General features: G+C 45.9%; 5 protein-coding genes and 1 pseudogene. 5 read left to right on the top strand and 1 reads right to left on the bottom strand.

Annotated features, from left to right (window positions below; all coding sequences use genetic code 11):
- The first annotated feature begins 822 nt into the window (after positions 1–822).
- The 4 genes from ACUVJL_RS14490 (at position 823) to ACUVJL_RS14475 (ending at position 8736) form a co-directional block, all read left to right on the top strand.
- A complete protein-coding gene (locus tag ACUVJL_RS14490; protein WP_445246482.1) occupies positions 823–1152 on the top strand; it encodes a hypothetical protein in 330 nt (109 codons plus the stop codon).
- 1126 nt (positions 1153–2278) lie between these two features.
- Positions 2279–6838 carry a PAS domain S-box protein gene (locus ACUVJL_RS14485; protein ID WP_445246481.1) on the top strand — a complete coding sequence of 1520 codons (4560 nt, stop codon included), beginning with the start codon at positions 2279–2281 and terminating at the stop codon, positions 6836–6838.
- 184 nt (positions 6839–7022) lie between these two features.
- Complete coding sequence (locus tag ACUVJL_RS14480) at positions 7023–7304, top strand: DUF433 domain-containing protein (protein ID WP_445246480.1); 282 nt, start codon at positions 7023–7025, stop codon at positions 7302–7304.
- A gap of 136 nt (positions 7305–7440) precedes the next feature.
- Positions 7441–8736, top strand: a complete 1296-nt coding sequence (locus ACUVJL_RS14475; protein ID WP_445246479.1) for an RNA-guided endonuclease InsQ/TnpB family protein — start codon at positions 7441–7443, stop codon at positions 8734–8736.
- A gap of 36 nt (positions 8737–8772) precedes the next feature.
- Here ACUVJL_RS14475 and ACUVJL_RS14470 read toward each other — a convergent pair whose 3' ends face one another.
- Entirely contained in the window at positions 8773–12789 is a 4017-nt protein-coding gene (locus ACUVJL_RS14470; protein WP_445246478.1) for an EAL domain-containing protein, read from the bottom strand.
- A 298-nt stretch (positions 12790–13087) separates the two neighbouring features.
- Between ACUVJL_RS14470 and ACUVJL_RS14465 the strand changes: the two are divergent.
- A pseudogene (locus ACUVJL_RS14465) lies at positions 13088–13661 on the top strand (RNA-guided endonuclease TnpB family protein); the annotation flags it as partial.
- Between the last annotated feature and the right edge of the window lie 136 nt (positions 13662–13797).

Below are 13797 nucleotides of genomic sequence, written 5' to 3'. Positions count from 1 at the left end.
AAAGCTTTCTCCCGAATGCCTTCTAGTTTCTCCCTTTGGGCCGTCAATGCAGTCTCTGCTACTTCCTCCTTAAAAAAAGTTAATATTCCCGAGCATCGCGCGAAGCATTCCGGCAATAAACCGTTGATTAAAGTTAAAAAAATGCACGATAATTCTTCGCCCTTACTTGTAGAAAGAATTACCAAAAACGATGCTCCCAATTGATAAGTAGAAAATACATCCTCTCCTGCAAAATAACCGCTATCATATCAAATCCGGTGGCATCGAAATCAATATTACCCACAGTCAGGACACGGCGCCGTGGTGTTTCCCGAAAATTAATCGGGCGATAGTTACATCTGGTGCGGGATCTCATGATTATTTTGGGGTAGGGAAACGGCACGGTGCGGTGTCCACAGTTGCTGTTTTTCGACAGAGAGTCAACAGTCAACAGCCAACTATAGCAATCCTTGCAGGAGTCGTAAATTTTTTACCCCACCCCAGCCCTCCCCGAACTCGCGGTCCGGGAGTAAGAAATTCACAAATGATTTAGGATCGCTATATCATCTCGAGGAGTGCAACCGGAATTGATATCAGCTTGTAGTGAGGACTGAATTCCTCAGATTTTGGGTTAATGAGGACTCTTCCTCATTAGATCATTTTAGATTAAATAATTAAATAATTAAGTAATTGGGAATGAGTAATTATACAAGGGTTTTGAGCTTGCCTACAGTTGCATTTTTTGTTAAAAATAGTATTACTAAAAACAAAATTTATTATAATCGAGCTACCCAACTTGCTCTGGCATCTATATTTAACCAATTTAATTTATAGGAACCATCTATGCAGATTTTTGGTGAATACCAAATCTCAGATACTTTGCACGAAGGTTTCAAAACTGTCCTCTATCAAGGAGAAAAGTTAAACCAAAAGAGTTCTATTATTTTAAAACTGCTCAAAGCCAAATATCCTACAGTAAAAACACTTGCCCGACTCAAACACGAATATCTAATCCGCCCAAACTTCAATTACCAATCTCTCGGAGCTTTAACTGCTGGAGTCGCTCGCGAAATCCGCAATCCTTTCAAGTGTATTAATAATTATCCTGAAACCTCGGTAAAATTGACGGAGGAACTACTAGAAGGATTTGACCAAATAACCGAATGTTTATAGGCAGATACTCTAGATTATATCAACTCTATATTTAAAAATTTTTGAGACAATAATGGAGCTATTAACAGTCCACATTTATTATTACTTGACCCCAACTTTAAGGCAGGTAATTGCCCTTTCTATTAATCAAGCTTGAAATACCTTGGTTTTAGTCAAAAATATGATAGCGTGACCGTTAGTATCATCTAAAAATTATTACACTTTCTCAGGAAATGCGAAAATCGGGCGAAAAGTATTTATGAAGCGAAGCTATCCCGAACGCGCCTGCCTTGGGGAAGGGTAAGGAGTCCCCCTTGAGTTGAGCCAATTTAACCCGAGCCTGCAACTACTTTAACTCTTTAACGTAAAACTCATACCATTTGAGATTTGAGATTTGAGATTTGAGATTGGAACTGAGTGTTTGTGTATGGGTTTGGAGTACGGGGCTACAGTTGCATTTTTTTTTACGGATATCACCTCTGGTTCCGTGGATTTTAATAAGTTAAAAAAAAAACGCTAGCATAAAGCAATTAGAATGTAAGGAAAACGATCTAAAAAATCATAGTTATCCAAAGGCTGTATAAAATAGAAGGTAGGACAGAGAAGTCAAGAATTACTGGAAACTCTAGAAAAGGCTCTCGGGTAAATAAAAAAAATTAATAGTGGTGTTACCAACCGGATATTCGATCGCTACCAAAAAGAAACTCTTATCAAGTTTTCGGTAATAATAAAAGGGTGACAAATGCAGCCGCAGGCGACCGCAAAAAATGTCAAAATTAGTCAGGACGCTCCGTGTATTCGCGCCCTGAAACCGAGTTTCTCGTTTCCACTTCCGGAGGTGCGCTGACTTAATTACCTTAAACCCGGGTTGATGCGTAAGTTTGGTTAGTCTAATTCTCAATCATTGACAATTTATGCCGTAGGAAATCACCGCCGCTTTCGCAGTAAATCTACCGAATTAAGATGCTGGCTCCGCCTCCCAATTCATAAAAACTACGGAAATGTAGCGTGAGTAGCTGGTAAGTGCTAGCAGAAGCAGGAGAAATAGTCCTCTGCCCTTTTGATTTAGCAGGCTCAACTTGCAGAGCGCTATTGAGATGCCCTCAACCTCGATACCAAACCGCAAAATAACGAACGAAAGAGCATTATGTTTAATCAATACCTGTATCAAGAACTAACCAACCTGCGCCAGAAGCTAGCTCACCTAGAAAAAGAAACGCAGTCTCAAACCTGGTTCAAAAAGCTGCAAGCGCTCATAGGAGTGATTGGCAAAATTCGCGAATCCCTAGACTTAGAAACAATATTCAAAATTACAGCCACGGAACTCCGGCAACTCCTAAATGCCGATCGAGTCGCGATATACCGCTTTCTTCCCGAATCCGAATGGAACGAGGGCGAAGTAGTTTCCGAAGACGTACTTCCCCTATACAGCCCATGTTTGGGAGCAAGAATTCTCGACTACTGGTTCGGAGAACAATTGGCAGCCAACTACACCGAAGGTTACGTTCAAGCAGTCAGCGACATCTACAAAGCCCGATTGAGCTCTTGTCACCTCAAAATCCTCAAGCGATTTCAAATCCGAGCTAACTTAGTCGTACCGCTGGTGCAAGGGCAAAACCTGTGGGGATTGCTGTGCATTCACCAGTGTGGCAAACCCCGCGATTGGCAAGAAGACGAAATCGAATTGGCCAGACAAGTAGGCGACCATTTAGCAGTTGCCATCTACCAAGCCGAACTGCACTTGCAAACCCAGAGGCAAATAGCAGAAATCGAATCCGCGCAGCAGAAACTCCGCGACAGCGAACAAAAATATCAGCAAATTCTCGATTCGATCGCCGATATGGTATTAGTCAAAGGCCCCCAATCGAAAATCGTCTGGGCAAATCAAGCATTCCGCAACTATTACGGCATGACTCAAGAGGAACTTCAAGACATCGTAGACGCACCTTTCGCTAATCCCGACAATACTCTCCAGTACATTACAGATGACGCCTTCGTATTTGAAACCGGACAAACTCTGCAAATTTCCGAAGAACCGGCGACGCGGCACGACTCACAAGTGCGACTGTTCAGCACAGTCAAAGCACCCATCCGCAGCGCAGACGGCCAAGTTGCAATGACAGTCGGCGTCTCCCGCGATATTACGGAACGCAAAGCAGCAGAAGAAGCCCTCAAAGCTAGCGAAACCAAATACCGCAGCCTGGTAGAAACCTCCCAAGACATGATTTGGTCGGTCGATGCGATCGGGCGCTACACCTTCGTCAACCCAGCAGTTAAGTACATCTACGGTTACCAACCAGAAGAAATGATCGGTCGGCCCTTCTCCGACTTTGCGACACCAGAACAAAGCCAGAAAGATTTAGAAGTTTTCGCTCGCTTGTTTGCAGGAGAATCAATTTTCCAGTACGAAAGCACCCAAATCGCCAAAGACGGCAGCATGAAACATTTGATGTTCAACGCGATCGCCCTGTACGACGAAACAGGAAACGTCCTCGGCACCACCGGTACAGCCACCGACATTACCGATCGCAAACGAGCAGAAGCAGCCTTACAACACGCCAACGCAGAACTAGAGCGCAGAGTAGAAGCACGCACAGCAGAACTGCGCCAGACTTTTGCCGCCCTCACGGCCAGCGAAACCAGGTTCCGGACGATCGCAGCCAGCATGCCGGGAGCTTTGTTCCAGTTTTGCAACCGTGAGGGAGTTTGGCGCATTGACTACATGAGCGAGCGCATCGAAGATATCAGCGGCGTCACAGCAGCAGAAATGATGCGAGACATCAATACATTCATTTGCCGCGTCCACCCCGAAGACTTGGAAAGCTACATCGCCTCCGTCTCCGAAGCCGTAGAAAACCTCTCCCTGTGGCACTACGAAGGGCGGTTAGTCAAGCCCGACGGTGAGATTCGCTGGTGGCAGGGCGACTCCAGCCCCACCCGCAGCCAGAACGGCGAAATCGTATTTTGTGGCGTATTGTTCGACATTACCGATCGCAAAGTTGCCGAAACCGCCATCGGCAACAGCCAGCGGCAGCTACAAGAAGCCCAGAGACTCGCCCACGTTGGCAATTGGGAACTCGACGCAGCCACCAAAACCCTCACTTGGTCGGAAGAACTTTTCCGCATCTTCGGGATCGAACCGACCGAAAGCCCGCCCAACCTAGCCGAACAAATCGCTCTGATCCATCCAGAAGATTTGGAATTGTGGCAGACTCAAGTACAGCGGGGACTCGACGCGGGCATCCCTTTTGATTTTGACTTCCGCCTTTACCGTCCCGACGGCACGCTGCGGCACCTCAACGCCGTGGGCCGCGCTGAAACCGATGCCAGTGGCCAAGTGATAAAATTGTTCGGCACGGTGATCGACGTTACCGATCGCAAAGCCGCCGAAGCATCGCTGCAGCAAGCAGCAGCCGAGTTAGAAGACAGAGTGAGCGATCGCACGGCCGAACTGTCCCAAGCAGTTGCCCAGTTAGAACAAGAAATTGGCGATCGAAAACTTGCAGAAGCAGCGCTGCAAGTTTCCGAGCAAAACCTGCGAACCATATTTAACAATGTCTACGATGCTATCTTCATTCAGGATTTAGAAGGCAACATTCTCGATGTGAATAATCGAATGTTAGAAATGTACGGAGTGAGCCAGGAACAAGCAAGAAAATTATCACTTAAAAACGACTATTCAAGCGCCGACAATCCCATTGAACAAATGGGAGAACTTTGGGAAAGAGTATTAGCCGGCGAAACAGGTCGCCTGGAATGGAAAGCGAGGCGTCCCAAGGACGGTTCAACTTTTGATGCAGAAATTGCCTTGTCCAGAATTCATCTCAACGGCAATCTCAGCGTCATTGCCAACGTCCGAGATATTAGCGACCGCAAACAGACAGAAGCAGAACTGCAACAGACGCAAGATTTTATGGAATCAGTGCTCAAAACCATACCCGTAGGAGTATTTTGCAAAGAAGCAGAAGAGTTGCGATTTGTACTGTGGAACCCAGTCGCAGAACAGGTACTCGGTTACAGTTCAGCAGAAGTTATGGGCAAAAAGGACTCCGACTTTTTGCCCCGAGAACAAGCCGACTTTGTCACCGCCAAAGACCGGGAAGCGCTCGCCAGCAGGCAAATTATAGACATTCCCGAAGAAGAGATTCAAACAAGAGAAGGCGATACTCGCATATTTCATACCAAGAAAACCGCAATTCTCGATCGAGAAGGCAATCCCCAATATTTATTAGCAATTACCGAAGACATTACTGAGCGCAAGCGGGGAGAAATTGCGTTGAGGCAATCGGAAGCCCGACTCAGACAGCAGGCCGATCGAGAAAAATTGCTCAACAGTCTCACCGCTCAAATCCGCAATTCCCTCGACTTCGACAGCATCGTTACAGTCGCAGTTAAGGAAATTCGCGCTTTCTTGCAGATCGACCGTTGCAATTTTGCCTGGTATCGCGAGGACGGGGAGGAGCCTTTCTGGGAAATTATTAAAGAATCTCGCCTTCGGGAACTTCCAGATTTAACAGGTAGCTATCCACCTTCCGACTTCGGTACTCTGGGAGAAAAAATCTTGCAGATGGAGATGCTGCGGGTGGATGATGTCGAAACAGTCGCAGATCCTGTCTGGAAACAAATCGTTCGATCAATGGGCTACCAATCTGTATTAATCATCCCCATGCAGGCACTTTCCGGGATAATAAGTGCAGTTAGCTGCTGCTCCTGCGGTTCTGTGCGGCATTGGAGCGACAGCGAAGTAGAATTGTTGCAAGCGATTACAGTTCAATTGGCGATCGCCCTCAACCAAGCCGATCTTTACGCCCAAACTCGCAATAAAGCTCTCGAATTAGAGCAAACCTTGCAGCAATTAACCAGCGCTCAATCGCAGTTAATTCAAAATGAAAAAATGTCATCTCTCGGTCAACTTGTGGCAGGAGTCGCCCACGAAATCAACAACCCAGTTAACTTTATTTACGGCAATCTGACCCACGCCAACGACTATACTCAAGACTTGCTACACCTAATCGAACTTTACCAAAACCACTATCCGGAGCCAGTCCCGGAAATTCAAGAGGAACTAGAAGCTATTGAACTCGACTTTCTGATGGATGACTTGCCGAAACTGCTTTCCTCGATGAAAGTCGGTGCAGACAGAATTCAGCTAATCGTGGCATCTCTGCGAACCTTCTCCCGCATGGACGAAGCAGAAATGAAAGCAGTCAACATTCACGAAGGAATTGATAGCACCCTGATGATTTTGCAGCACCGGCTCAAAGCCAAACACAATTATCCAGAAATTGAGGTGATTAAAGAATACGGCAATTTGCCTTTGGTAGAATGTTATGCCGGACAGTTAAATCAAGTATTTATGAATATCTTGAGCAATGCTTTAGATGCTTTGGAAGAGAGAGGATCGCAGCTTTCGGCAGATCAACTGCGGGAAAATCCTAGTATCATTTCCATCAAAACTGAAATCCCAAAACCCGATCGAGTGCTCATTCGGATTTCTGACAACGGCCTGGGAATGACAGAGACTGTCTGCAATCGACTTTTTGACCCATTTTTTACCACTAAACCTGTGGGAAAAGGCACTGGGATGGGCTTGTCAATTAGCTATCAAATTGTTACCGACAGACACAAAGGCTCGCTGAAATGCACTTCTTCGCGGGGACAGGGTGCAGAATTCGCGATCGAGATTCCACTCAAAGCTAATTGTTAATGGGGCATGGGGCATGGGGCATCGGCCAAACAGGGACGCAAAAACCCGGTTTATTAACGTAATTGCGTCATTTTAGGTTGAGGACGATCGCCAGAAACCGGGTTTTTGAGGTAGAAGCGTGCGATCGCGAACTAATTGAGCTAAAATATTTATGGATTCTCCAAAATAGAGAAATCAAACTAATATGCTTCAGTCAACAGAACACTGTCACATTGTCAGGAATGATGAAATTCTGAGTGGTGAACCGATTATCAAGGGTACTCGAACTCCGGTGCGGGCGATCGTGGAGATGTGGCGCATTGGAGTTTCGCCAGAAGAGATTCCTCATCGTTTGCCACACCTCACCCTAGCGCAAGTATTTGATGCCTTGAGCTACTATCTAGATTGCCAAGCAGAAATTAACAAGTATATTGAACTTAACCGCATTCCAGAGGAGTTAATCGATCCGCGAGTCAAAGATCGATGAGTAAAATTTTTATAAGAAATACCCTGAAAACCCTGCGACTTTAGTCCAGGGATGAAAGGGCGTTGCAGGATTTATCCTGCCTACCAACTTCTAAATTACCAAACACGGTAAAATAAATCAAGGGAGGTAGAACCAAATGTATGCAGTGCAAAAAGATGTTTGGCATTTAACGGGACTTGACAAATTCATTGTCGAGCAACTACTGAGATGGTCAAATAATCTGTTTAATGTCGGGACTTACGAAAGTCGGCAACGGTACTTCAAAGACAAAGGTGCAGTCAAATATCTCGACCTGTACAAGATTGCCAAACCCAACGAGAATTACGGACTCCTTTACTCGCAAGTCGCGCAACAATCATTAAAGTCTGTCGCTGAATCTTTTAGCTCTTTCCGAGCCTTAGAAAAGCTAGCTAACAAGGGGCAACTCAATCAAAAACCGAGACTGCCCAAATATAGAGCTAAAGGCAGTATGTATCAAGTCTCCTATCCGGGACAAGCCTTAAAAATCGTCGGCAATCGAGTGAGGCTACCTCTGGGAACCAAAGGGAAAAAACACTTTGGGACAGACGCTCTCTGGGTTCCGCTACCTGAACGTATCAAAGATGGTCAGATCAAAGAACTCAGGTTAATTCCTAGAAACGGTGAGGTATGGGTCGAATATGTCCACGAATCTCTGACCGGACAAGCCCCTAGTTGCAACTTGGAAGTAACAGGGATTTTAGGTATCGATCACGGCATCAATAACTGGTTAACTTGTGTTTCTAGCAATAGCCAACCTTTGATCATTGATGGTCACAAGTTGAAGTCTTGGAACCAATGGTTTAATAAACAAAAAGCACGACTACAATCCATACACGCTCAATGCAAGCTACCTAAAGGCTTTTCATCCAAAAGACTGCAACAGTTGTCAGAGACTCGCGCCAGAAGGATGAGAGATGCTGTCAACAAGGCAGTCAGAACCATCATTAATTATTGCGAGAATCACCAAATTAATGTCATAGCCTTTGGCTGGAATAAAGGTCAGAAGCAAGAAGTTAATATGGGAGGCAAAACCAATCAAAACTTCGTTCAAATTCCCACAGCTAAAGTTAAGGAGAGGTTGCAGCAAGAATGCGATTTAAGAGGCTGGCGATTTGTAGAGCAAGATGAATCGTATTCCTCAAAAGCCAGTTTCTTAGATCGAGATTCACTGCCAGTCAAAGTTGGTGAAAAACCCGACAATTGGCAGCCATCGGGTAAAAGAATTAAACGAGGTTTGTACCGTTCTAGCACTGGATTGTTAATCAATGCAGATATTAACGGTGCAGGAAACATCATCCGAAAATCAAAAGTAGCCACAGACTCAATTATTGAGCGAGTGAGTAGTGGGTTGCTGACTAACCCTTTAAGAATTAAACTTTGGCGGGATTCATCCCCCAAAGTTTGTCCTTAAGAATCCCCGCGTCTTTAGACCGGGGAGTGTCAAAAATCAATCGATTTTTGTAAGCATTTCAGTGATAGCATCCCTATCCAAAGGTTTAGAAAACCAATATCCCTGAGCTAATTCACAGTCTAGTTCTCGAAGCTGTGCTAACTGTTCGGCTGTCTCCACACCTTCGGCGATCGCATTCAATCCCAAATTGTGAGCCAAAGTCACGATCGCCCGCACAATCTGCAAAGGCTGACCCCCGCCGTCACCGTTTTCGACAGCCCCCAAGCGACTCACAAAAGATCGATCGATCTTCAGCGTATCCAGCGGAAAGCGGTGCAAGTAACTCAAAGACGAATAACCAGTACCAAAATCGTCTATCGACAATCGAATATTTCTATTTTTTAATTGGGCGAGCACAATATTGGCTTTCTTCACATTGTCCACGAGCGCGCTTTCAGTAATCTCCAATTTTAAACAGCTCGGAGCGCAGCCAGTTTCTGCTAAAATTTCATCGATTTGCTCGATTAAATTCGGCATACCTAACTGTTTAGGAGAAAGATTGACGCTCATTGTTAATTGCGAAGCATCAATTCTTGGTAATTGAAAATTGGGAATTTGTAACTGAGAACTTTTACTGAGAGTAGCCGAAGTATTGGTAAGTGGTAAGTGGGAATTACTAACAGGGGAGTGGAAATCGGTAAGCGGGAATTGGGAACTGGGAATTGGTAATTTTTTACCGATTCTTTCTTCCCTGTTCCTTCTTCCGTTTTCCTCATTCCCTGTATCCGTTAAATCAGTTAAATCCCGTAGATGGCCGTTTGCCCTCGAACCTCTTCCTTCTTCCTTCTTGCTTATTCCGACGGACATCGGACTTCTTCCCTCGGACTCCGTTAACATTTCTTGCCAAAGGCGCAATTGCCGACAAGCTTCCCGCAACACCCAGGCTCCCAGAGGCACGATCAAACCTGTTTCTTCAGCTACAGGGATAAAAGTAGACGGCGGAACTAGACCCCGAACCGGGTGCTGCCAGCGCACCAAAGCCTCAAAACCTTCGATCGCACCGTTGGCGATCGAAACAATAGGTTGGTAGTGGACAATAAAGTGCGAACATTGATCCTTGCTCTCACCTAATTCCTCCTTGCCCAAAATAGCCAACCGTAGGTCAGTTTCTAACTGCAACAGCGACATAGTTTGGTCGTGCATCGCCAAATTAAACACCTCGTGGCGGGCCTTGCCCAAAGCTTTAGCGCGGTACATAGCGATGTCAGCATCGCGTAGAAATTCTTCCGGGTGAGTGTACAGATTCGATTCGCCACTGTCGGTGGCTTCGCCTCGACTGAAAACAATGCCAATGCTAGCAGTAGTAAATACTTCGTGCCCTTCGATATTAAACGGTCTTGTCAGTTCTTTTTGTATCTTTTTAGCTGCTAGGGTGGCGTCGCTGAGGCTCTGAATGTGGTCTAGCAGGATGGTGAATTCGTCTCCCCCCAGCCTGGCCACGGTATCAGAAGTCCGCACGCAGCTTTGCAGCCGATCCGCGAGGGCGACTAGGAGTTTGTCTCCTAAAACGTGCCCTAAAGAATCATTAACTACTTTGAAGCGGTCTAAATCTAGGAAAAGTAAACCAAATTTGTAATCGGGGGACTGATTGGATCGGCGGATAGCTTGTCCTAGCCTGTCGAGGAACAAAACGCGGTTGGGCAAACCTGTCAGCGCATCGTGAAAAGCGCCGTGCAGCAGTTGCCGTTCTACTCGCTTGCGCTCGGTGACATCTCGGATAATAATCTGGGCTGCCCTCGAGCCTTGATAAGTAGCGGGGATGCCGGCAACTTCAACGTCTATTATTTGTCCGTCGAGCCGCATCAGTTTTTGTTCGGCAAGGTCGAGAGGCTTATTTTCTTCCTCGACTAGCCGAATGCGCTCTCTGGCTATTTCCACATAGTTTGGATGGACTAAATGCAATACCGCAAAGCCGATTAGCGCCTCGGGAGAACTGGCACCGAGGAGTTTAGCGCCTGCTGCATTGATGTAGGCGATTTTCCCTTGACTGTGAACGGCGATCGCTTCGGGAGATAGTTCTACTAAACGGCGATAGCGTTCTTCACTTTCTTGGAGAGATACTATCAAATCGCAGCGCTCTTTTTCCACTTGCTGGCGTTCGACTTCCATTTGGTGAGCAGCCAGAATTTTACCGATGCTTTGAGCCATCAATTCTATGATTTCTATTTCCTGGTACTCAAAATCTTTTTTCTTGATTTCTCGCGAACAAAAACTCAAAGTCCCGTAAGTTCTATTGTTAATAAATATCGGCGTTCCGATGTAAGATTCCGACTTACATATTTGATAAGCTGGATGTTCGCGCATCTCCTCATTTGCTCCTATATGAGCATACGCAACTGTTTTTTTTAGTTGAATCACCGCAGCGCAGTAAGTATCGCTGAGGTTCAATTCTAAGCCGGGGACGAAGTATCCTAAATCTGTTTTCGCTGCCCGCACAATAAAAGTTTCCCCCTCAACTTCAGCCATGATGCCCATAGAAAATCCAAACATCAAACAGCCGGCTGTTAGATAATCGTCTACCAGCTCTTCAAAGTTTTGATAATGATAAGTTGTAATCCGGTGCAAGTGTTTGAGATTAGCGCTAAAAGCTGCTAAAGCTTGAGAATTTAAAAATAATTCTTCTTCCGAGCGCTGGCGGTCGGTAATGTCTGTTTGCACTCCAATAAAGTGGGTTAAGTGTCGCCGCGAGTTGTAAACCGGAGCGATCGACAGTTCGTGCCAAAAAGGCGTGCCGTCTTTCCTAAAGTTCCGCAGGATAACTTGAGATTCTCTGCCTTCTTCAATCGCAGTTCGCAATTCTTTGGCTGCGGCGGTGTCCGTGTCGCTGCCCTGCAAAAATCGGCAATTTTTCCCAATTAACTCGTCTCTGCTATAACCGGTGATCCGCTCAAAACTCGGATTGACATAAATAATCGGATTATCTGCAACAGTCGCGTCGGTGATTGCAATGCCGTTGCTGCAACTTTCGATCGCCCGTTCCATCATTTGCAAACGCTCTTGCGATAGAATGCGCTCGATCGCCGCAGCTAATACGTTGGCGATCGCTTCTACAAAATAAACGTCATCTTGACTAAAAACTCGCCTTTGGTTGGTATGAACCCCCAAAATGCCCCAGGCCGGCGAGGAGGAACTGTTGGCTGGTTCTGCTTGTCCCCAGTTACTCCCCAGTCCCCGATTGCCGGGAATGATGACAGTGACGCCGCTGACAGCCCCGTGGTTGTGCAGCAGCGGCAACCCGCTAAAGCGCGTTTCCACGCGCAAATCTTCGACGATCGTCGGTTCGCCCACAAGCAATGTGTAACCTGCTTGCGATCGAGCAGAAGCGCTAACAGTAGCGCTACCGACGAGGCCCGGCTGCCAGCCAACCCCCGCTCGCAGCATAAAAGCATGGCCAGAGGGCAACAGTTCTAACAACTGACAATAATCAACGTCCAGGGTTTGAGCAATTAAAACCGCAGCTTTGTCCATCAGTGCGGACAAATCTGTTTCAGCCAGGGCCTGCTGCCCCAAGTAAGCGACGGCCGCTTGCTGGCGGGCCCGCAAGTGGATTGACGTGAGCAATTCCTGCTCTTGCGCGGCGGCTCGCTTGCGATCGGTAATGTCGCAGAACACCGACAGAACAGCTTTTCCTGACAGCAATGTCAAATACCGCATCGATACACTTGCCCAAAACAGCGTGCCGTCAGCTTTTTTAAGGCGGACTTCTGTCTCGCGGACGTGTCCGTTGCAGGCGAGTCGCAACAGCATTTCCTCGCGGTCTGCGGGGTTGTGGTAGAGCAGGTCGGCTTTTTCGCCGTCGATCGACTTGAATGCTGTCAACCCGAAAGCCTGACGGCATAAATCGTTGCTATAAAGAATTGTGCCGTCAGCCAGACTGCTGACGATCATGGGTACCGGCATCGAGTTGGCGATCGTCAGCAGTAATTCTGTGGTTCCTTGCAGCTCTTTGTATAAGTCTGGCTGGGAAACCTGGCCCTGACTGTCTTCAGAGTTTTCAGGGATAAAACTTTCCATTTTTTAATCGATCCATGAGCAGGACAACTTTTTTAAACTTGTGGAAAACGACGATGGAAGATGCAGAGGACGATCGACTGTACCCTACAACACATTAATCTTAACCAGAACAATACAACTGAACGCCCCTAAACTGCTCGGCTGGAGTTGGATGTCCTGCACGGACGGTGGAGAGAACACCTCTCTTTGGTATTGTCAAACTTCATTGAGTTTATAAGCAATTATAAACAATAATGGTATTATATTGTTGTGAGTGTTGAACAAGGAATACACAGAGCCTAAAGAACGGAAGTCTCAAATGCAACTAACAGAGAGGCACATCATTAAATCGACGGAACACCGTTTCGCCCAAATAGACGAACTAGCCTTTAAATCTAAGAATCTCTACAATGCCGGTAATTACGTCATTCGTCAGAGCTTTCTTTATGGATGGGGCTATGTCAATTACTACGAAATGAACCGTTTGATGAAGTCTCACGAAGCATACAAGGCTTTACCTGCCAAGGTTAGTCAGCAAATATTGATGGTGCTAGACAAAAATTGGAAATCCTTCTTTGAGGCCATTAAGAATTACAAAACTGAACCTTCTAAATTCACGGGTCGCCCCAAACTGCCGAAATACAAAGATAAGACCAAAGGGCGAAACCTCCTGGTCTACACGATTCAAGCAATTAGTAGCAAACAGTTAAAGAAAGGAATCATTAAACTTTCGGGTACTGAATTTTCTCTCAAAACTAAAGTCAATACCGAGCTGATTTGCTTTCGTTAGACTGGTTCCGAAATGTGATTCCTATGTAGTCGAGGTAATTTATGATAAACCAGAGTCCACCTTTGGCAACACTAACTTGGTAGCTAGTATTGATTTAGGACTAAGCTGTTCGACATCTAAACTGCATTAACTAAGTTACCTTTATTTTTTATTTTTCGGTTCCATTTCATAATTAGTCCTCCTTCATTTAACAGTTTATGTAACAGTGCTTCTAGTTTTTCAATGGATTCAAATAATCT

The organism is Microcoleus sp. OTE_8_concoct_300 (genome assembly GCF_031383065.1).
In the GTDB taxonomy this organism is placed as follows: Bacteria; Cyanobacteriota; Cyanobacteriia; order Cyanobacteriales; family Microcoleaceae; genus Microcoleus.
This window is presented reverse-complemented; position numbering and strand designations above follow the sequence as displayed.